Raw genomic sequence first — 19,030 nt, 5'->3', positions numbered from 1 at the left:
GAAGGCGCGCGATTTTATCAGGCTTACAGGGCAGCGGCCATCCTTAGGCCGACGGGTAGGCATTTCAGGAGAAAATAATTCAGCTGGACACGCAGGCTGGCTCGTTCGTCGGCGTCTGTATAAGGTGTAGCTACTATTAATTGTGAATGATTCGACCCGATGTGTGGTCTGAACCGCATCAGTTGTCTCGCGCGTTCTTTTCTTGTGTCATTTTTTGCCCTTTGGGAACCTCAATGCGTCTTCCTAACCTGCGTTTTTCCAAAATACTGTTGGTAGGCTGCCTGTCCCTGGTCAGCCTGCCGAGTTTCGCTGAGACCGTCAGCAATCTTTATCAAGTGCGTGAGCCGGTCACCGGGCAATCACCCGAAGAGCGCACCCAAGCTACCCAACGGGCGTTGGAAACCTTGGTTCTGCGCCTGACCGGTGATCCCAGGGCCGCACAAAGTGCTGGCTTGTCTGAGGTGCGCAAAGACCCGCAGCAGATCATCACCAAGTACGGCTACGAGGCCGGTCCGCCGGAAAGCTTGCTGGTGGATTTCGATCCGGTGAGCGCTGACAACTCCATGCGCAAGGCAGGTTTGTCCGTATGGGGCAGCAATCGCCCGGCCATTTTGGGCTGGTGGTTGAACGATGCCACCGATGGTTCGAACCTGGTCGGTGACGGTCAGGCCTTGGCCGAACCGTTGCGTCGCGCCGCTCAGCACCGTGGTTTGCCGCTACGTTTGCCACTGGCTGATCTGAGCGAGCAAATCGTCGCTACGGCGAAGAACCTTGAAGGCACCGATCCTGCGCCGTTGAAAGACGCGTCTGATCGGTATGGCGCTGATGCCTTGTTGGCCGTGCATGCCCGTGAAAATGACGGCCAATGGCAGGGCACCTGGCGTTTATGGCTCGGCGCGCAACGTGAACAGGGCACCGCCACCGGCGCCGATACCGCAGCGCTGGCCGATGCGATAATGCTGGCAGTCAGCGAGCGTCTGGCCCCGCACTTTGTGGCCAAGCCTGGCGCATCCACCAGTCTGGTGCTGCGCGTACAAGGCATGACTTTAGAGCGTTATGCGCAACTGGGGCGCTTGCTTGATCCGTTCGGCGCGAAACTGAAACTGGTGGAGGGCGATGCAATTACCTACGAGCTCAGCGGTAGCGCTGATCAATTGCGCTCGCAGCTAGCGCTGGCGAGGTTGCAAGAGGTTCCTGCCAGCGAGGTCGCGCCGATGGCAGCTGTACAGCCACCTGCCCAGCCGTCAGCAGGGGTGGGCGCCGGACCGGTGGCTACGGTCGCGCCGGTGCCTGCGCCGTCATCGACGCCGCAATTGAATTTCCGTTGGTAACACAGAATTGTTGTTGGGTTTAATTCATGGGTGTAAGGGGCAGTAATGGCTGATTCACGTCGTTGGTTTTGGATTGGCGGGATTGTCCTGCTGTGCGTGTTTGTATTTTTGCTACACCCGATTTTGACGCCGTTTTTGATCGCGCTGCTGTTGGCGTACATGGCTGATCCCTTGGTTGATCGGTTGGAAGCTGTCGGTTTGTCACGCACGTTGGGCGTGGTGGTGGTGTTTGGCCTGTTCAGCATGGTGTTCATGGCCTTGTTACTGGTCTTGGTGCCCATGCTCGCCAAGCAATTGTTCCGGCTGTATGAGTTGGCGCCGCAAATACTCGATTGGTTGCAGCACACGGCGTTGCCGTGGACTCAGGCCAGGCTGGGGCTGGCGGACGGGTTTTGGAAGTTCGACAAGGTCAAGGCGGCTATTTCCGAACACATGGGCCAGACCAGTGACATCGTCGGTGTGGTACTGGCGCAGGCTACGGCTTCAAGCCTGGCGCTGATCGGCTGGCTGACCAACCTGGTGTTGATCCCGGTGGTGTGCTTTTACTTGCTGCGCGACTGGGACGTCATGATGGCTAAGGTGCGTAGCCTTCTGCCACGTCATCGTGAAGGACAAATCATCAAGTTGGCGCACGAATGCCACGAAGTGCTAGGCGCGTTTATTCGCGGTCAGCTGCTGGTGATGGTCGCTCTGGGCTTTATTTACGCAGCGGGCCTGATGTTGGTGGGCCTGGAACTGGGCCTGTTGATCGGCGTGATCGCTGGGCTTGCTGCCATCGTCCCCTACATGGGCTTCGTGATTGGTATCGGCTCGGCGATTGTTGCCGGGTTGTTCCAGTTTGGCGGTGATCTGTACCCGATGATGGGGATTGTTGCGGTGTTTATGATTGGTCAGGCGCTGGAAGGCATGGTGCTCACGCCGTTATTGGTAGGTGACCGAATCGGTCTGCACCCGGTGGCGGTCATTTTCGCAATCCTGGCTGGCGGTGAACTGTTTGGCTTCACCGGGGTGTTGCTGGCGTTGCCGGTCGCCGCGGTGATCATGGTGCTGGTGCGGCATGTCCATGACCTTTATAAGGAGTCAGATATCTATGGCGGGATGGAAGACCCCGATTTGTAGTCGGTACGCACCATTCCTGTAGGAGCGCGCTTGCCCGCGATGGAGCGCGAAGCGGTCCCAACTGCTGGACTCAATGTCGGCCTGAGGAATCACCTTGGCTGGATTACGACTGCTTCGCAGCTGATCGCGGGCATGCGCGCTCCTAGAAGTGTCGGGTTAGACGGCCACTGCAAACCTTTGATTTTGCTGCCGCATTGTGCGCTCAGCGTCACCGGTATAAACTTTGCACACTTTACACAGAGGCCCCCAGCGGTTCGCCTGAACCGTTAAGCCAGCATGAAACCGATTCAGCTGCCCTTGGGTGTGCGTCTGCGTGATGACGCCACTTTCATCAATTACTATCCAGGCGCCAATGCCGCAGCACTCGGCTATGTGGAGCGGCTGTGCGAAGCCGATGCCGGCTGGACCGAAAGCCTGATTTATCTTTGGGGCAAGGACGGCGTCGGGCGTACTCATCTATTGCAAGCCGCTTGCCTGCGCTTCGAGCAAATGGGCGAGCCGGCCGTGTACCTGCCGTTGGCCGAGCTGATCGGTGAAGGGGTCAAGCTGCTCGACAACCTGGAACAGTACGAACTGGTCTGTCTGGACGACCTGCAAGCGGTGGTGGGTAAGCCGGAATGGGAAGAGGCGTTGTTCCATTTGTTCAATCGCCTGCGCGACAGCGGCCGTCGTCTGTTGATTGCTGCGTCTCAGTCGCCCCGTGAGTTGCCAGTCAAACTCCTCGACCTCAAATCCCGGCTGACCATGGCCCTGGTGTTTCAGATGCGCGGGTTGTCCGACGAAGACAAGCTACGCGCGCTGCAACTTCGCGCCTCACGCCGTGGCCTGCACCTGACCGATGAAGTCGGCCATTTCATTCTGACCCGTGGGACTCGCAGCATGAGTGCGTTGTTCGAGTTGCTGGAGCGCCTCGACCAGGCATCCCTGCAAGCACAGCGCAAGCTGACCATTCCGTTCTTGAAAGAAACGTTGGGTTGGTAATCCAGTCGTGATAGCGCGCGATCTGCTGTTACAGACAGCGGCGGCGCTACGGCATGCCCAGCGCATTTTGGTCATTACCGGCGCCGGTCTGTCGGCGGATTCAGGTTTGCCCACCTATCGCGGTGTAGGCGGGCTCTACAACGGCACCACGACCGACGGTCTGCCCATTGAAATGGCATTGTCCGGGCCGATGCTGCGTCGTGATCCGGCGTTGTGCTGGAAATACATCGCTGAACTGGGCAAGGCGTGCCTCGGCGCGCAACCCAACCCTGCGCACTACGCTATCGCCCAGTTGCAGCGGATCAAGCCCGAATGCTGGGTATTGACGCAAAACGTCGATGGCTATCATCGTGCAGCGGGCAGCCCGGATGAGCGCTTGATTGAGATCCACGGCACGCTTTCGCCGCTGTTTTGCCAGTCGTGCGGCGCTGTCGATCCGCAATTGAGCGAACACCTGCATCGGCCAATGCCGCCGCTGTGCAAACAATGCCAAGGAGTATTGCGACCGCCGGTGGTGCTGTTTCAGGAAATGCTGCCCCAGCGGGCGATAGAGACGCTGTACGAGGAAATGGCCAAGGGTTTTGATGCGGTACTGACCATCGGCACGACGGCGAGTTTTCCGTACATCCATGAGCCGGTGTTGCGGGCGCGGGTCGCGGGTGGCTTTACCGCCGAGATAAATCCACAGCGCACGGACCACAGTGCGGCGATGGACGTGTTTCTCGGCTGTAGAGCCTTAGAGGTTATGGAGGAACTGGTAAGTCACATTTAGTTCGATTGAATTTGCAAATGAGGATCATAGAAGGCATAGTCTCGGCTTCTTTACATATTTCCCACGGTCGTGCCCATGCTAACTCGCTTCGCACCCCTCGTGCCCCTCGCACTGGTATCACTCCTTTTTGGTTGCGCGGCACAGATGCCCGTCTCGCAACAACAGCAATCACAAAACTCCCAGGCTTCCATTACTGCGCATTCTCCAGGCGTTTCATCGCATTCACGCGCACAAATGGCTGATGGGGCTGATGCTGACGCTCTGTTCTCGGACGAGCTGATCACCGAGAAAGAACTGTCCGAATTCGCAAGCAGCAAGCCGTACCAGATGCCCCTCCTTGCAGACAGCATCCTTGAGCGCGGCATGTCCCTGATCGGTACGCGTTACCGGGCAGGTGGTACTTCCGAGTCAGGTTTCGATTGCAGCGGTTTCATCGGTTATCTGTTTCGCGAACAGGCCGGCATGAACCTGCCACGCTCCACCCGGGAAATGATTAACGTCAACGCACCGCTGGTGGCTCGCAACGACCTGAAGCCAGGTGACCTGTTGTTCTTCAGCACTAAAGGTCGCGGTCGTGTCAGCCATGCAGGTATCTACCTGGGCGATGACCAGTTCATCCACTCCAGCAGCACTCGCAGCGGCGGTGTTCGGGTCGATAGCCTGGACGACAGTTACTGGAAAAAGACTTTTATCGAAGCCAAACGTGCATTAGCCATGGCGCCGACTACAATTCAAACCCAACACCAGTAATAACCTGAGATATAGCGTCTACTGAACTGAATTCATTCGGAAAGCAGACGACGCAATGTCTCAGGAATTGCGTCCTCTGTGGACCGATTCATTCGGGAAGCAGGCGACGTAATGGCGACGTTAACTGCGGTAACGAGCTTCCAGCTCATTAAACGCAGATTCGGTTCTCGGCGCAGTAAGCCGCATCCACGCTCAGGTTGTTGTGTTTATGTCGATCACGTTACGCCTTGGTTCCGTTGGGTTGTTGGTCGCTTTGCTCAGTGCATGTGCTGGCCACGCTCCACCACCGCAAAGTCCACGGGTTGTTTTTAAGCCCGCGGCTTCCGTTTCTCCCGACGCTTTCTCGCCGGCTGCTCAGGATGTGCTTTTTCGCGCATTGGGATTGGTCGGCACGCCGTATCGCTGGGGCGGTAATACACCTGACTCAGGTTTTGATTGCAGCGGATTGATCGGTTATGTCTACCGCGACGCGGCAGGCATCGCGCTGCCTCGTACGACCCACGACATGCTCAGCATGCGCGCACAAAATGTCGGCATCGACGATTTGCAGTCCGGGGATTTATTGTTCTTCGCCACGGGCGGTGGCTCAACGGTCAGTCATGCAGGGATTTATGTCGGAGAAGGACGCTTCGTCCATGCTCCCGCAACCGGCGGTACGGTACGCCTGGACAGCCTGTCCAAACCCTATTGGCAAAAAGCCTACCTCAACGCCAAACGCGTGATTCAGCCAGAGCATCTCGCGCGTAATCCGTAGCCTAACCCCCTGGTGGAGCCAACTTGTTGACGAGGGGCTGTGCCTGATACACCGCGTCACACCTCTCGCCGACATGTTGGCTCTTACAGATGGAATTAACCTCCGGATTCTTGGCCTAGCACCAGCTTCAGGGCATTTTTTGCGTCGTCCAATTGCACCAGTGTCGCGTGCTTCGCGCCGAGGGCGTCGCGGTTTTGGATGGCGGTGAGGATCGCCTTGTGACGCGGCATCGCCAACTCATGCAAGTTGGGCCGCTGATTGGAATGCTTCAATGCCTCACGCAAGGCCAGAGACAACATATTGCTCAAGTGTGCGAGCAAATCGTTGTGGGTGGCGTCGGCGATACGGCTGTGGAAATCCAGGTCTGGTTGCAATAGCTCTTCAGGCGTGGTCGCGGCGTCCATGCGATGGTACGCCTCGCTGATCGAAGCGATGTCCGCGTCTGTCGCGTGCTGGGCGGCGAGGGCGGCGGCGGCGGGTTCGATAATGCTGCGCACGCTGGTCAGCAGGGTGAAGAACTCATTTTGCGGGGTGCTTTGCATGACCCAGTGCAACACGTCGGGGTCGAGCAAATGCCATTCACGACGCGGCTTGACCACCGTGCCAACGCGAGGCCGGGAATACACCAGGCCTTTGGCAACCAGGACCCGCGTGGCCTCACGCAACACCGGCCGGCTGACCGCATATTCTTCGCACAGGGTCGCTTCAGCAGGCAGTTTGTCGTCGGGCTTGAAGCGGCCGGAGACAATCTGCATGCCGATTTCCTGAACAATACGGGCGTGCATGCTTTTACGGTCGGAAGGCTTACGGTAATCCATGGGGTGCGGGTCGATCCTGAGCGTGAATGCGGCGAATCATAGCATTGCGCTGGGCGTAAACACCGTTGAGGCCCCTTCCGGAATAAATTCGGTGCTGCAGCGGGCTTTCTGTAGGAGCTGCCGAAGGCTGCGATTATTTCGGCCCAATCGCAGCCTTCGGCAGCTCCTACAAATTCAAGTGCGGCGCGGATGGCTTTAGACGGTGTGTTTGAAGCACACCGTCGCCAAGGACCTTAATCAATGAGAATGACGCGGCACTTCGGCGCCGCGGCAGCCGACCAGGAAGTCAAAGTCGCAGCCTTGGTCCGCTTGCATCACATGGTCGATGTACAACTGGCGATAGCCGCCCGATATCAGCTTCTGCGGCGCCTTCCATTCGGCCAGACGCGCTGCCAGTTCGGCGTCGGAAATGTCCAGATGCAAGCGACCACTGGCGCAGTCGAGTTCGATGAAGTCACCTTCTTGCACTACCGCCAACGGCCCGCCCGCTGCGGCTTCGGGCGCGACGTGTAGAACCACGGTGCCGTACGCGGTGCCGCTCATGCGTGCATCGGAAATGCGCACCATGTCAGTCACACCCTGAGCCAACAGTTTTGCCGGCAGGCCCATGTTGCCCACCTCTGCCATGCCTGGATAACCCTTCGGCCCGCAGTTTTTCATGACCATGACGCAGGTCGCGTCGATGTCCAGTTCCGGGTCGTTGATCCGAGCCTTGTAATGGTCGAAATTCTCGAACACCACTGCACGGCCCCGGTGCTGCATCAGCTCGGCAGTGGCGGCCGAAGGTTTAAGCACCGCACCCAGCGGCGCCAAATTCCCACGCAACACGCAGATCCCGCCGTCCGCACGAATCGGATTGTCCAGGGCACGAATCACTTCGTCATCGCCATAAATCGGCGCGGCTTTGACGTTGTCGCGAATGCTCTTGCCGTTGACCGTCAGGGCGTCCGGGTTCGGCAGCAAATTGGCTTCATCAAGGCGACGCAGCACTGCAGGCAACCCGCCGGCGTAGTAGAACTCTTCCATCAAAAAACGCCCGGACGGTTGCAGGTCGACAATGGTCGGCATGCCACGGCCCATGCGCGTCCAGTCGTCCAGGTCCAGCTCGACACCGATCCGCCCGGCAATCGCTTTCAAGTGAATCACCGCGTTGGTCGAGCCGCCAATGGCGGCGTTCACCCGGATGGCATTTTCGAAGGCTTCTTTGGTGAGGATTTTCGACAGGCGCAGGTCTTCTTTGACCATCTCGACGGCACGCATGCCGGACATGTGCGCCAGTACATAACGGCGAGAGTCGACGGCCGGAATCGCGGCGTTGTGGGGCAATGACGTGCCCAGCGCTTCGGCCATGCAGGCCATGGTCGAGGCGGTGCCCATGGTGTTGCAGGTGCCGGCTGAACGGGACATGTCGCCTTCGGCCGACAAGAAATCGTCCAGGGTAATCTGCCCGCCTTTATAAGCTTCGTGCATCTGCCAGACCACCGTGCCAGAGCCGATGTCTTTGCCTTTGTGCTTGCCGTTGAGCATCGGTCCGCCAGTAACGACGATGGCCGGGATATCACAGCTGGCCGCGCCCATCAGCAGGGCAGGGGTAGTTTTATCGCAGCCGGTCAGCAACACCACGCCATCGATGGGGTTGCCGCGAATCGCTTCTTCAACGTCCATGCTGGTCAGGTTGCGGGTGAACATGGCGGTAGGGCGCAGGTTGGATTCGCCGTTGGAGAACACCGGGAATTCCACCGGGAAACCACCGGCTTCGATCACGCCACGTTTCACGTGTTCGGCGATGGTGCGGAAATGCGCATTGCACGGGGTCAACTCCGACCACGTGTTGCAGATGCCAATGATCGGTTTGCTGAATTGATGATCGGCAATGCCCTGATTCTTCATCCAGCTGCGGTACATAAAGCCGTTTTTATCGGCGGTACCGAACCATTGGGCAGAGCGCAGGGTAGGTTTTTTATCAGGCAGGTCAGACATGATCAGCACTCTTATTGTAAGACTTAATGGCTTTTTCGAAGGTTAAAGTAAGCCTAAATGGTTGGCTTTGGAAGTGTTGTAGCTCAAATAGTAATACTATATAGTCGATTTTCATTGAGGGACGACCCTGTCGACGATGGCGCTTTTATCGAGGCGTCGACGGGCAGAGGCGAGCCCCAGAGCTTCCATAACAACAATAAATGGAGACCGCTTTCATGAGCCAGGAACTCAGGCTTATACGTCGCATCACCCTGAAACTGATCCCTTTTCTGATCCTGTTGTACCTGGTCGCTTACGTCGATCGCTCCGCCGTGGGTTTCGCCAAGCTGCACATGGGCGCGGACCTCGGTATCGGTGATGCCGCTTATGGCTTGGGCGCTGGTCTGTTTTTCATTGGCTACTTCCTGCTGGAAATCCCCAGTAACCTGATGCTCGAACGCTTCGGCGCTCGCCGCTGGTTCGCCCGGATCATGATTACCTGGGGCGCGATCACCATCGGTATGGCCTTCGTTCAGGGCCCGCACAGTTTCTACGCCATGCGTTTGCTGCTCGGCGCGGCTGAGGCCGGTTTTTTCCCCGGGGTGCTGTACTACATTACGCAGTGGTTCCCGGTTCGCCATCGCGGCAAAATCCTGGGGCTGTTCATCCTCTCGCAACCCATTGCCATGATGATCACCGGTCCGGTATCCGGTGGCCTGTTGGGCATGGACGGCGTGCTCGGCCTCCATGGCTGGCAATGGCTGTTCATCGTGATCGGCACCCCGGCGATTCTGCTGACCTGGCCGGTGCTGCGTTGGTTGCCGGATGGTCCCAAGCAAGTCAAATGGATGGATCAGTCAGAGAAGGACTGGTTGGCCGGCGAGCTTAAACAGGACTTGGAAGAATACGGCCAGACCCGTCACGGCAACCCGCTGCACGCGCTCAAAGACAAGCGGGTGTTACTGCTGGCGCTGTTCTATCTGCCAGTCACCTTGAGCATTTATGGCTTGGGTTTATGGCTGCCGACGTTGATCAAACAGTTCGGCGGCAGCGACCTCGCCACCGGTTTCGTTTCCGCCGTGCCGTATATCTTCGGCATCATCGGTTTGCTGATCATTCCGCGCAGTTCCGATCGCTTGAATGATCGCTATGGCCATTTGGCGGTGCTGTATGTGTTGGGCGCCATCGGCTTGTTCTTGAGCGCCTGGCTGACGTTGCCCATGCTGCAACTGGCCGCCTTGTGTCTGGTGGCATTTTCGCTGTTTTCTTGCACCGCCGTGTTCTGGACGTTGCCGGGGCGTTTCTTTGCCGGTGCCAGCGCAGCGGCAGGTATTGCGTTGATTAATTCTGTGGGCAATCTCGGCGGTTATATCGGACCGTTCGTCATCGGCGCGTTGAAGGAATACACCGGCAGCCTTGCGTCGGGCTTGTACTTCTTGTCTGCGGTGATGCTGTTCGGGCTGGTGTTGACCGGCGTCGTCTACAGTCTACTGGAGCGCAAACACGCGTTGGCTCCCACAGAATTTGCCGCCAGCGCCCGTAACCAAAGGGCGCAGCCCGCCAGTCGTCCTTGAATCCTGCCAAGTAAGGAGCATGAATATGCGTTTAGTACAGTTCGAATTGAGCAACGGCCAGCGTCGCGTTGGCGTGGTCGACAGTGACCGTGTCCATGAAGTGCTGGGCGCCGACAGCGTTCGGGAATTGGCGTTGTCGGCCATCGAAGCGGGCGTGAGCCTGGTTGAGCAAGTCGACAGCCAAGGCCTCGGCGCCAATCACGACTACGCGCAATTGCTGCAAGATTTGCGAATCTTGCCGCCGCTGGACCATCCCGATCCCGCGCACGTGTTGGTCAGCGGCACCGGTTTGACCCATTTGGGCAGTGCGTCTGCTCGAGACAAAATGCACCAGCACGCGGTAGATGATGCCTCGCTGACCGACAGCATGCGTATTTTTCAGTGGGGTCTGGAAGGCGGCAAGCCGCAGGCCGGTGTAGCCGGTGTGCAACCCGAATGGTTCTATAAAGGTGACGGCAGCATTGTGGTGCGTCCGGGCCAGGCGTTTCCGCTGCCACCGTTCGCTGAAGATGCAGGCGAAGAGCCGGAACTCAGCGGTTTGTACGTGATCGGTCATGACCGCAAGCCGTACCGACTGGGTTTTGCCATCGGTAACGAATTCTCCGACCATGTGATGGAGCGTAAAAACTACCTGTACCTCGCTCACTCGAAGTTGCGCGCCTGTTCGTTCGGCCCGGAACTGAGGGTTGGAGAACTGCCAAAAAACCTCGCAGGCACCAGCCGCATTCGCCGCGATGGCGAAGTGCTTTGGGAAAAAGAGTTTCTCAGCGGCGAGGCCAACATGTGCCACAGCTTCGAGAACCTCGAATACCACCACTTCAAATACAACCAGTTCCTCACGCCGGGCGATGTGCACGTGCATTTTTTCGGCACTGCCACGCTGTCGTTTGCTGACGGGGTACGTACGCAGCCAGGCGATCAATTCGAAGTCAGCCAAGCCGACTTCGGCGCGCCACTAATCAATGGCATCGCCCCGGTTGAGTCAGTGTACGAGCCGGGACAGGTCAAAGCGTTGTAGCTATAGAGAAGAGACAATTCTGCACTTGGTGAGGAGGTGCTGAAGCTTTGGCGGTCTGAGCTCGGTGGAGCGAACTTGTTCGCGAATGATTCGATGCGGTGTGTCTGTGTACCGCGTTGAAGCCTCGCCAACACGTTGGCTCCTACAGATTGGCGTCCGGATATTCCATCAAGGCGTAGCCGCTGGCGCCTGTTGTCCTTTCGCCGCGGTCACGCGCCAGATTTTGTTGCCTACGTCATCCGCCACCAACAAACCACCCTGTTGATCATTGATCACACCGACAGGCCGGCCCTGGGCTTTGTCGTCTGCGTTTAGAAAACCGCTCAGCAGGTCAACCGGTGTCCCGCTGGGTTTGCCGTTGGCAAACGGCACGAACAACACTTTATAGCCGCTGTGCGGGTTACGGTTCCATGAGCCGTGTTGGCTAACGAACATCCCTTGATTGAAGGGTGCAGGCAGCGATTTACCGTCGGCGAAGGTCATGCCCAGTGATGCGGTGTGTGGGCCCACCGCGTAATCAGGCGGTATGGCCTTGGCCACCATCTGCGGATTTTGTGGTTTAACCCGCACGTCCACATGCTGGCCGTAATAGCTGAACGGCCAGCCATAAAACCCCCCGTCTTTTACCGAGGTTACGTAATCGGGTACCAAATCGCTGCCGATCTCGTCGCGTTCATTGACTGATGTCCACAGTTTGCCGGTTTGCGGCTCCCAATCCATGCCGTTGGGGTTGCGCAGGCCGGAGGCGAAAACTCGATGCGCGCCCGTGGCCGCGTCAACTTCCCAAATGGCAGCCCGGCCTTCTTCCTTGTCCAGGCCGTTTTCGCCGACGTTACTGTTGGAGCCCACCGTCACGTACAGCTTCTTCCCGTCTTTGCTGGCGATGACGTTTTTGGTCCAGTGGTGGTTAATCGGCCCGGCCGGCAATTCAGTCACGGTGGTCGGCTCGCCGAGGATGGAGGTCTGGCCTTTCTCATAGTGATAACGCAGTAACTTGTCGGTGTCGGCAACGTAAAAGTCATTGCCGACCAGCGCCATGCCAAAAGGCGAATTCAAGCCTTTCAGAAACACCGTGCGCGTTTGCGCCACGCCATTATGGTCGTTGTCCCGCAGCAAAGTGATCCTGTTAGCGCTGGGTACGCCTGCACCCGCACGGCCCATGACTTTTTTCATGACCCAGCCGCGAATACCCGGCGAGTCGTCTGGCTTGGCGGGAGAATTGGTTTCTGCCACCAACACATCACCGTTTGGAAGTACATACAGCCAACGCGGGTGATCCAGGTTTTCGGCGAAGGCAGCCACCTGGGTTCCGGGTGCGGCGATCGGTTTCTCGCCTTTTGCCCAGCCCACGGCAGGCGCAATGTTCACGGTAGGGATCAACGTCTTGGTGGGTTCTGGCAGTTTGGGCGTGGGGCCAGTGCCATCGGCTACTTGCAACCGGGACGTGTCGCCGCAAGCCGCGAGGCCAGCGGTCACTACCAGCAGAACGACCCATTGAGGTCTTATTGTGGGCATGAGTGATCTCCATGAAAGACGAAAAGTCGCGTCAATAATCAGAGGCAGTTGAGCTGTTGAGGTTCAACTTTCCGGGTGCGCGACCCCGTATGTGGTTTAAACCGTTCAAGCGTCCCAAAGCAAGCGGCACTTTGATTGACGCTCTACCCCCAACCCTCTACCCTTCGCGACGTGTTTCAGGTGCTTCGCAATCAACGATTGGCGGAGTGAAACAGGGAAGCCGGTGAGGGCGCGTCAAGCGCTCGATCCCGGCGCTGCCCCCGCAACGGTAAATGAGTCGAAGCTGTGCATTTCAGCCACTGTGTCCGAAGCGACATGGGAAGGCGCATAGCAGGGAATTCCCACTCATGAGCCCGGAGACCGGCCTGATCCATTCAACAGCATCACGGCGGGCGATGCTCTGCGCAGGGCTTTTTGGGCCGTGCTGGCAGTCAATTTCAGTGCCTTCCGTTTGCTATCGCCTGCCTCAAGCGGAGAGCTGAGATGAACGAAACCCCCGAACGTGATGAGCGCCATCTGGCGCGTATGCAGCGCAAAAAAGCCGTCATCGACGAACGCATCGCCAATTCACCGGATGAATGCGGCTTGTTGCTAGTGCTTACCGGCAATGGCAAGGGCAAAAGCAGCTCTGCGTTCGGCATGCTCGCCCGAGCCATGGGCCATGGGATGCAGTGCGGCGTGGTGCAATTCATCAAAGGTCGCAACAGCACCGGCGAAGAGCTGTTCTTTCGACGGTTTCCCGAGCAAGTGCGCTATCACGTCATGGGCGAAGGCTTCACCTGGGAAACTCAGGACCGTCAGCGCGATATCGCTGCCGCCGAAGCCGCCTGGGAAGTGTCCCGGGAGATGCTTCGCGACCCGAGTATCGGCTTGATCGTCCTTGATGAACTGAACATCGCCCTCAAGCACGGTTACCTGGACCTTGAAAAAGTGCTCAGCGATTTGCAGGGCCGTCCGCCGATGCAGCACGTGCTGGTCACCGGTCGCGGAGCCAAGCCGGAGATGATCGAGCTGGCGGACACTGTCTCCGACATCGCCGTGGTCAAGCATGCCTTCCAGGCTGGCATCCGCGCGCAAAAAGGCATCGAGTTGTGAGTACGCATCAATGAGAACGTCGCGTCATTGCCCGGCGGTATTGATCGCTGCGCCAGCGTCTGGCCAGGGCAAAACCACGGTGACCGCCGCGTTGGCGCGTCTGCATCGCAATCAGGGTCGCAGCGTGCGCGTGTTCAAATGTGGACCGGATTTTCTCGACCCGATGATCCTTGAGCGGGCCAGCGGTGCGCCGGTTTATCAGTTGGACTTATGGATGGTAGGCGCCGATGAAAGTCGTCGCCTGCTATGGGAAGCGGCAGGCGAGGCGGACCTGATCCTGATCGAAGGCGTCATGGGCTTGTTCGATGGAACACCTTCCAGCGCTGACCTCGCCCGGCACTTCGGGGTGCCGGTGTTGGCAGTGATTGACGGCACGGCCATGGCACAAACCTTCGGTGCCTTGGCGTTGGGCTTGGCCCGTTATCAGCCGGATTTGCCGTTTGCCGGAGTTTTGGCCAATCGCGTCGGCACCGTGCGCCATGCGCAATTGCTTGAGGGCAGCCTGACAGAAGGCCTGCGTTGGTACGGTGCGTTGTCCCGGGACACCGGGATCGAATTGCCCAGCCGTCATTTGGGGCTGGTCCAGGCCAGCGAGCTGACTGATCTGGACGCCCGACTCGATGCCGCCGCCGCTGCGTTAGGCAGCACCTGTGAAGTGTCGCTGCCGCCACCGGTTGAATTTTCCGTACCCGAAGAGGCGCCGACCGAGCCGTTACTGAATGGCGTACGCATTGCCGTAGCCCACGACGAGGCCTTTGCCTTTATCTATGGCGCTAACCTGGACCTGCTGCGGGCCATGGGCGCCGAACTGGCGTTTTTCTCGCCGATCCACGACACCCGGATTCCCCCCGCTGACAGCCTATACTTGCCCGGCGGCTACCCGGAATTGCACCACGTGACCCTGGGACAAAACTTGCCAATGCTGGCGGCTATTCGTGCGCACTATGCCGCAGGTAAACCGCTGTTGGCGGAGTGTGGCGGCATGCTCTATTTGCTGGATGCCTTGACCGATGTCGATGGCCAACGGGCTGAACTGGTGGGTTTGCTCACGGGCGAAGCGGTGATGCAAAAACGTTTGGCCGCGCTGGCATTGCAAACCGTCGAGTTGCCGGAAGGTGTGCTGCGTGGGCATACCTATCACCATTCGCTGACCAGCACCCAATTACAGCCCATTGCCCGTGGCGTCAGCCCCAATGGCGGGCGCGGCGCTGAGGCCGTTTACCGTGACGGGCGCATGACCGCGTCTTATGTGCACTTCTATTTCCCTTCCAACCCACAAGCGGTTGCGGCGCTTTTCAAACCATGAATGATCAGGCCTTCAGCCCCGATGAACGTGCCGCGGTGTATCGGGCGATAGCCGAGCGGCGAGACATGCGCCACTTCATAGGCGGTGAAGTGGCCCCTGAATTGCTTGCTCGTTTGCTTGAAGCAGCGCATCACGCGCCCAGCGTTGGCTTGATGCAGCCGTGGCGTTTTATTCGGATCACTGACCGGGATTTGCGTGCACGTATTCAGGCCCAGGTAGAGGAAGAGCGGATTCGCACCGCTGAAGCGTTGGGTGAGCGCTCGGACGACTTCATGAAGCTCAAAGTCGAAGGCATCAATGACTGTGCGGAGGTGCTGGTCGCCGCGCTGATGGACGGTCGCGAGAAGCACATCTTCGGTCGCCGTACCTTGCCGGAGATGGACATGGCATCGTTGTCCTGCGCAATTCAGAATTTATGGCTGGCCGCGCGCGCTGAAGGGCTCGGCATGGGTTGGGTGTCGCTGTTCGAACCCCAAGCCTTGGCTGACCTGCTCGGCATGCCAGCCGGGGCCAAGCCTCTGGCGGTCTTATGCTTGGGACCGGTGGCCGAGTTTTACCCGGCGCCGATGTTGGTATTGGAAGGTTGGGCCGAAGTACGGCCGTTGAGTGAGCTGCTGTATGAAAACCAGTGGGGAATGACCCGATGAGCGTGGCGTTACTGAGCGTCGCCGGGTTCGCACTGGACGCATTGCTCGGCGAGCCGAAACGAGCGCACCCGTTGGTGGCGTTCGGACGTTTTGCGGACCGCATCGAGCAGCGTTTCAATTCGGCGGGACGTGGCTGGCGCAGCCATGGCGTGACGGCGTGGTTCATCGCTGTTATCCCGTTGACGCTATTGGCGACGGCCTTGAGCTGGCTGCCGTATATAGGCTGGCTGGTTGATATCGCCGCGCTGTATTGCGCGCTGGGCCTGCGCAGCCTTGGCGAGCACGTTGAACCGGTGGCGCAGGCGTTACGCGCTGAAAATCTCGACCAGGCGCGACGCCGGGTTTCGTATCTGGTGAGCCGGCAAACCGCCGAGCTGGATGCCACCGAAGTAGCGCGGGCCGCCACGGAGTCGGTTCTGGAAAATGGCAGCGATGCAGTATTTGCCGCGTTGTTCTGGTTTGTGGTCGCCGGTGTGCCAGGCGTGGTCCTGTACCGCTTGAGCAATACCCTGGATGCCATGTGGGGTTATCGTAACGAACGTTTCCAGCGTTTCGGCTGGGCAGCGGCGAAAATCGATGACGTTCTTAATTACATTCCCGCACGGCTGGTGGCGCTGACCTACGCCTTACTGGGCAACACCCGATTGGCGCTGCGTTGCTGGCGTTACCAGGCGCCGCTTTGGGACAGTCCCAACGCTGGCCCGGTCATGGCCGCAGGCGCTGGCGCGTTAAGCGTCGAGTTGGGCGGAGCAGCGGTTTATCACGGCGAACTGCACCAGCGTCCGCAACTGGGCGAAGGCGCTGCCGCTGATGCCGATTCAATCGACCGTGGCTGGCAACTGGTTCAGCGCGGGGTCTGGTTATGGTTATTGGTCGTGTGTGTGGGGGCTGAGTTTTATGTTTGAACGTTATGCTTGAACATGGCGGCCGCTTGCGGGAAGCGGCGTTGAAATACGGCATCGCCGAGCAAGATTGGCTGGACCTGTCCAGTGGCATCGCGCCGTGGTCATGGCCCGTTCCAGACATCCCGGCCCGTGCATGGGCGCGTCTGCCGGAAACCGATGACGGTCTGGAAAAGGCTGCCTGTGAATATTACGGCGCACCACAGGTGCTGCCAGTTCCCGGTTCCCAGGCGGCGATTCAGGCGCTGCCGCGATTGCGTCGCTCGGGCAAAGTGGGGGTGCTGTCACCGTGCTATGCCGAGCACGCGGAAGCCTGGCGCAGTAACGGTTTTCTGGTCCGGGAAGTGCTCGAACACGAAGTTGAGTTCTTTCTCGACAACCTAAACGTGTTGGTGGTGGTCAATCCCAACAATCCCACCGGCTTGAATATTCCTCCCGAGCGCTTGCTGGCATGGCACGCACGGTTGGCCCAGCGCGGTGGCTGGTTGGTGGTCGATGAAGCGTTCATGGACAACACACCGCCATTCAGCCTGAGCGCCGAGACGTGGCGAGTGGGGTTGATCGTATTGCGGTCGTTTGGCAAGTTTTTCGGGCTGGCCGGGGTGCGCCTGGGTTTCGTCCTCGCTGAGCCGCAATTGCTTAAACTGCTGGAGCGGCACATCGGCCCTTGGGCTGTCAGCGGGCCGACCCGGGTGTTGGGTCAAGCGTGTCTGAAAGACGTTGTTGGCCATCACCAGCAACGTCTGCGCGCCGAGCAGGCCAGTGACCGTCTGGCGGCGATGCTGACCTGGTATGGCCTGAAACCCCAGGGTGGCTGCGCATTGTTTCAATGGCTCAGCACCCCGCACGCCGTTGCGCTGCACGAATTCTGCGCCCGTCGGGGGGTTCTGTTGCGTTTGTTTGTCAGCCGGGATCGTCCGCATAACGACAGCGTGCGCTTTGGATTGCCAGCGGATGAACTCTGCTGGCAACGGCTGGAACAGGTACTCAGCGAATACGACAGGGAAACCCCATGACCACGTTGATGGTGCAGGGCACCACCTCCGATGCCGGCAAAAGTACCCTGGTGACAGCGTTGTGCCGCTGGCTGACCCGCCAAGGTGTCAGTGTGGTGCCATTCAAGCCGCAAAATATGGCGCTTAACAGCGCGGTGACCGCCGACGGTGGCGAGATAGGCCGTGCTCAGGCGGTGCAGGCGCAAGCCGCCGGACTGGAGCCCCACACCGACATGAATCCGGTGCTGCTCAAGCCCAACAGTGACACCGGCGCGCAAGTGATCATTCACGGGCGGGCCGTCACGACCATGAACGCGGTGGCCTATCACCGCTATAAAGAAATAGCGATGCAGGCAGTATTGGCCTCCCACCTACGCTTGAGCGCAACGTACCCGGTGGTGATGGTGGAAGGGGCGGGCTCCCCGGCCGAAATCAATTTGCGCGCCGGTGACATCGCCAACATGGGCTTCGCCGAGGCGGTGGATTGCCCGGTGCTGTTGATCGCCGACATCAATCGCGGCGGGGTTTTTGCGCATTTGGTGGGCACCCTGGAATTGCTGTCCCCCAGCGAACAGGCGCGGGTCAAAGGCTTTATCATCAACCGTTTTCGCGGCGACATCGCCCTGCTGCAGCCGGGCCTCGACTGGCTCGAAGCGCGCACCGGCAAACCAGTGATCGGCGTACTGCCCTACGTGATGGACTTGCACCTTGAGGCCGAAGACGGGCTTGATCAGCGCCAAACCGAGAAGGTCGAGCAGGTGTTAAATGTGGTGGTGCCGGTGTTGCCGCGCATCAGCAACCACACGGACTTCGATCCGTTGCGCTTGCACCCTCAGGTTAATCTGCAATTCATCGGTCCCGGCCAGGGGATTCCGGCCGCCGACCTGATCATCTTGCCTGGCTCGAAAAGCGTGCGCAGCGACCTGGGCTATCTGCGCGCCAACGGCTGGGACACCGCCATTGCCCGTCATCTGCGCTATGGCGGCAAAGTGATTGGCGTTTGCGGCGGCTTGCAGATGCTCGGCCAGCACATCCATGATCCCCTGGGGCTGGAAGGGGGGCCTGGGTCCAGCGCTGGTTTTGCCTTGCTGGACATCAGCACGGTGCTGGAGGCAGAAAAGCAACTGCGTAACGTGCGAGGCCGACTGCTGCTGGAAGATGCCCTCGTCAGCGGTTACGAAATTCACGCGGGGGTCACCCAGGGAACGGCCTTGGATACCCCGGCGGTGCGCTTGGACGATGGCCGCTGTGACGGTGTGCAAAGTACCGACGGGCAGATTATCGGCACCTATCTGCACGGCCTGTTTGAATCGCCGCAAGCCTGTAGCGCTTTGCTGCGCTGGGCCGGGTTACAGGACGTGCAGGACGTGGATTACCACGCCTTGCGCGAACGCGACATCGAGCGCTTGGCGGACTTGGTGGAGAATCATCTGGATGGCGCGCTATTACGCCAGCTCTGTGGTTTGGATGCTTCGTCCGCGGAGGTCAATTGAC

At 59.1% G+C, this 19,030-nt stretch carries 17 protein-coding genes and 1 riboswitch; of the genes, 14 read left to right on the top strand and 3 right to left on the bottom strand.

The features are described from left to right. Positions 1 to 248: 248 nt before the first annotated feature. From JWR17_RS00315 to JWR17_RS00290, 6 genes are all read left to right on the top strand, one after another. Positions 249 to 1,331 (top strand): DUF2066 domain-containing protein, encoded by a 1,083-nt coding sequence (locus tag JWR17_RS00315; protein WP_299827187.1) that lies wholly within the window; start codon positions 249 to 251, stop codon positions 1,329 to 1,331. A gap of 45 nt (positions 1,332 to 1,376) precedes the next feature. Beyond that, positions 1,377 to 2,450: an AI-2E family transporter gene (locus JWR17_RS00310; protein WP_299827173.1), complete on the top strand. Its 1,074-nt coding sequence runs from the start codon at positions 1,377 to 1,379 to the stop codon at positions 2,448 to 2,450. A 276-nt stretch (positions 2,451 to 2,726) separates the two neighbouring features. After that, complete coding sequence (gene hda, locus JWR17_RS00305; protein WP_299827171.1) at positions 2,727 to 3,431, top strand: DnaA regulatory inactivator Hda; 705 nt, start codon at positions 2,727 to 2,729, stop codon at positions 3,429 to 3,431. A gap of 7 nt (positions 3,432 to 3,438) precedes the next feature. Then, positions 3,439 to 4,203 (top strand): NAD-dependent deacylase, encoded by a 765-nt coding sequence (locus JWR17_RS00300; RefSeq protein WP_299827169.1) that lies wholly within the window; start codon positions 3,439 to 3,441, stop codon positions 4,201 to 4,203. Between the two features lie 75 nt (positions 4,204 to 4,278). Continuing rightward, positions 4,279 to 4,953, top strand: coding sequence for an NlpC/P60 family protein (locus tag JWR17_RS00295; RefSeq protein ID WP_299827167.1), 675 nt, complete (start codon positions 4,279 to 4,281; stop codon positions 4,951 to 4,953). A 208-nt stretch (positions 4,954 to 5,161) separates the two neighbouring features. Then, positions 5,162 to 5,707, top strand: coding sequence for a C40 family peptidase (locus JWR17_RS00290; RefSeq protein ID WP_299827165.1), 546 nt, complete (start codon positions 5,162 to 5,164; stop codon positions 5,705 to 5,707). Between the two features lie 95 nt (positions 5,708 to 5,802). Here the strand turns inward: JWR17_RS00290 and JWR17_RS00285 are convergent, their stop codons facing one another. Next, a complete protein-coding gene (locus tag JWR17_RS00285) occupies positions 5,803 to 6,525 on the bottom strand; it encodes a FadR/GntR family transcriptional regulator (RefSeq protein ID WP_299827163.1) in 723 nt (240 codons plus the stop codon). A gap of 237 nt (positions 6,526 to 6,762) precedes the next feature. Beyond that, the gene (locus JWR17_RS00280) at positions 6,763 to 8,505 is read right to left on the bottom strand and encodes an IlvD/Edd family dehydratase (RefSeq protein WP_299827161.1); all 1,743 of its coding nucleotides are present in this window, start codon (positions 8,503 to 8,505) and stop codon (positions 6,763 to 6,765) included. 215 nt (positions 8,506 to 8,720) lie between these two features. Between JWR17_RS00280 and JWR17_RS00275 the strand changes: the two genes are divergently transcribed. Continuing rightward, entirely contained in the window at positions 8,721 to 10,058 is a 1,338-nt protein-coding gene (locus tag JWR17_RS00275; RefSeq protein ID WP_299827159.1) for an MFS transporter, read from the top strand. A 25-nt stretch (positions 10,059 to 10,083) separates the two neighbouring features. Beyond that, positions 10,084 to 11,076 (top strand): AraD1 family protein, encoded by a 993-nt coding sequence (gene araD1 / locus JWR17_RS00270; protein WP_299827157.1) that lies wholly within the window; start codon positions 10,084 to 10,086, stop codon positions 11,074 to 11,076. 168 nt (positions 11,077 to 11,244) lie between these two features. Here araD1 and JWR17_RS00265 read toward each other — a convergent pair whose 3' ends face one another. Then, positions 11,245 to 12,591: a sorbosone dehydrogenase family protein gene (locus JWR17_RS00265; protein ID WP_299827155.1), complete on the bottom strand. Its 1,347-nt coding sequence runs from the start codon at positions 12,589 to 12,591 to the stop codon at positions 11,245 to 11,247. Positions 12,592 to 12,752: 161 nt separating this feature from the next. Continuing rightward, a riboswitch (cobalamin riboswitch) is annotated at positions 12,753 to 12,975 on the top strand. Between the two features lie 99 nt (positions 12,976 to 13,074). Between JWR17_RS00265 and cobO the strand changes: the two genes are divergently transcribed. Genes cobO through JWR17_RS00235 form a run of 6 tightly spaced genes read left to right on the top strand, consistent with a single transcriptional unit; the run spans position 13,075 to position 19,029 of the window. Then, positions 13,075 to 13,686 carry a cob(I)yrinic acid a,c-diamide adenosyltransferase gene (gene cobO / locus JWR17_RS00260; protein ID WP_299827154.1) on the top strand — a complete coding sequence of 204 codons (612 nt, stop codon included), beginning with the start codon at positions 13,075 to 13,077 and terminating at the stop codon, positions 13,684 to 13,686. A gap of 10 nt (positions 13,687 to 13,696) precedes the next feature. Beyond that, positions 13,697 to 14,992, top strand: coding sequence for a cobyrinate a,c-diamide synthase (locus JWR17_RS00255; RefSeq protein ID WP_299827153.1), 1,296 nt, complete (start codon positions 13,697 to 13,699; stop codon positions 14,990 to 14,992). After that, a complete protein-coding gene (bluB, locus tag JWR17_RS00250) occupies positions 14,989 to 15,639 on the top strand; it encodes a 5,6-dimethylbenzimidazole synthase (protein ID WP_299827152.1) in 651 nt (216 codons plus the stop codon). The genes JWR17_RS00255 and bluB overlap by 4 nt, the downstream gene beginning before the upstream one ends. Beyond that, positions 15,636 to 16,544, top strand: coding sequence for an adenosylcobinamide-phosphate synthase CbiB (cbiB, locus tag JWR17_RS00245; protein ID WP_299827151.1), 909 nt, complete (start codon positions 15,636 to 15,638; stop codon positions 16,542 to 16,544). Before bluB ends, cbiB begins: the two co-directional genes overlap by 4 nt. Positions 16,545 to 16,549: 5 nt before the next feature. Beyond that, positions 16,550 to 17,557 (top strand): threonine-phosphate decarboxylase CobD, encoded by a 1,008-nt coding sequence (gene cobD, locus JWR17_RS00240; protein WP_299827185.1) that lies wholly within the window; start codon positions 16,550 to 16,552, stop codon positions 17,555 to 17,557. Next, complete coding sequence (locus tag JWR17_RS00235) at positions 17,554 to 19,029, top strand: cobyric acid synthase (protein WP_299827150.1); 1,476 nt, start codon at positions 17,554 to 17,556, stop codon at positions 19,027 to 19,029. Before cobD ends, JWR17_RS00235 begins: the two co-directional genes overlap by 4 nt. Position 19,030 lies beyond the last annotated feature (1 nt).

The sequence above is a fragment of the Pseudomonas sp. genome, from assembly GCF_028293835.1.
In the GTDB taxonomy this organism is placed as follows: Bacteria; Pseudomonadota; Gammaproteobacteria; order Pseudomonadales; family Pseudomonadaceae; genus Aquipseudomonas.
This window is presented reverse-complemented; position numbering and strand designations above follow the sequence as displayed.

Excerpts from the sequence above, each read along its gene's own strand:
- JWR17_RS00275 (WP_299827159.1), top strand. The coding sequence starts at position 8,721 with ATGAGCCAGGAACTCAGGCTTATACGTCGCATCACCCTGAAACTGATC.
- JWR17_RS00285 (WP_299827163.1), bottom strand. The coding sequence starts at position 6,525 with ATGGATTACCGTAAGCCTTCCGACCGTAAAAGCATGCACGCCCGTATT.
- cobO (WP_299827154.1), top strand. The coding sequence starts at position 13,075 with ATGAACGAAACCCCCGAACGTGATGAGCGCCATCTGGCGCGTATGCAG.
- JWR17_RS00310 (WP_299827173.1), top strand. The coding sequence starts at position 1,377 with ATGGCTGATTCACGTCGTTGGTTTTGGATTGGCGGGATTGTCCTGCTG.
- JWR17_RS00295 (WP_299827167.1), top strand. The coding sequence starts at position 4,279 with ATGCTAACTCGCTTCGCACCCCTCGTGCCCCTCGCACTGGTATCACTC.
- JWR17_RS00255 (WP_299827153.1), top strand. The coding sequence starts at position 13,697 with ATGAGAACGTCGCGTCATTGCCCGGCGGTATTGATCGCTGCGCCAGCG.
- JWR17_RS00265 (WP_299827155.1), bottom strand. The coding sequence starts at position 12,591 with ATGCCCACAATAAGACCTCAATGGGTCGTTCTGCTGGTAGTGACCGCT.
- JWR17_RS00280 (WP_299827161.1), bottom strand. The coding sequence starts at position 8,505 with ATGTCTGACCTGCCTGATAAAAAACCTACCCTGCGCTCTGCCCAATGG.
- cbiB (WP_299827151.1), top strand. The coding sequence starts at position 15,636 with ATGAGCGTGGCGTTACTGAGCGTCGCCGGGTTCGCACTGGACGCATTG.
- bluB (WP_299827152.1), top strand. The coding sequence starts at position 14,989 with ATGAATGATCAGGCCTTCAGCCCCGATGAACGTGCCGCGGTGTATCGG.
- hda (WP_299827171.1), top strand. The coding sequence starts at position 2,727 with ATGAAACCGATTCAGCTGCCCTTGGGTGTGCGTCTGCGTGATGACGCC.
- araD1 (WP_299827157.1), top strand. The coding sequence starts at position 10,084 with ATGCGTTTAGTACAGTTCGAATTGAGCAACGGCCAGCGTCGCGTTGGC.
- cobD (WP_299827185.1), top strand. The coding sequence starts at position 16,550 with ATGCTTGAACATGGCGGCCGCTTGCGGGAAGCGGCGTTGAAATACGGC.
- JWR17_RS00290 (WP_299827165.1), top strand. The coding sequence starts at position 5,162 with ATGTCGATCACGTTACGCCTTGGTTCCGTTGGGTTGTTGGTCGCTTTG.
- JWR17_RS00235 (WP_299827150.1), top strand. The coding sequence starts at position 17,554 with ATGACCACGTTGATGGTGCAGGGCACCACCTCCGATGCCGGCAAAAGT.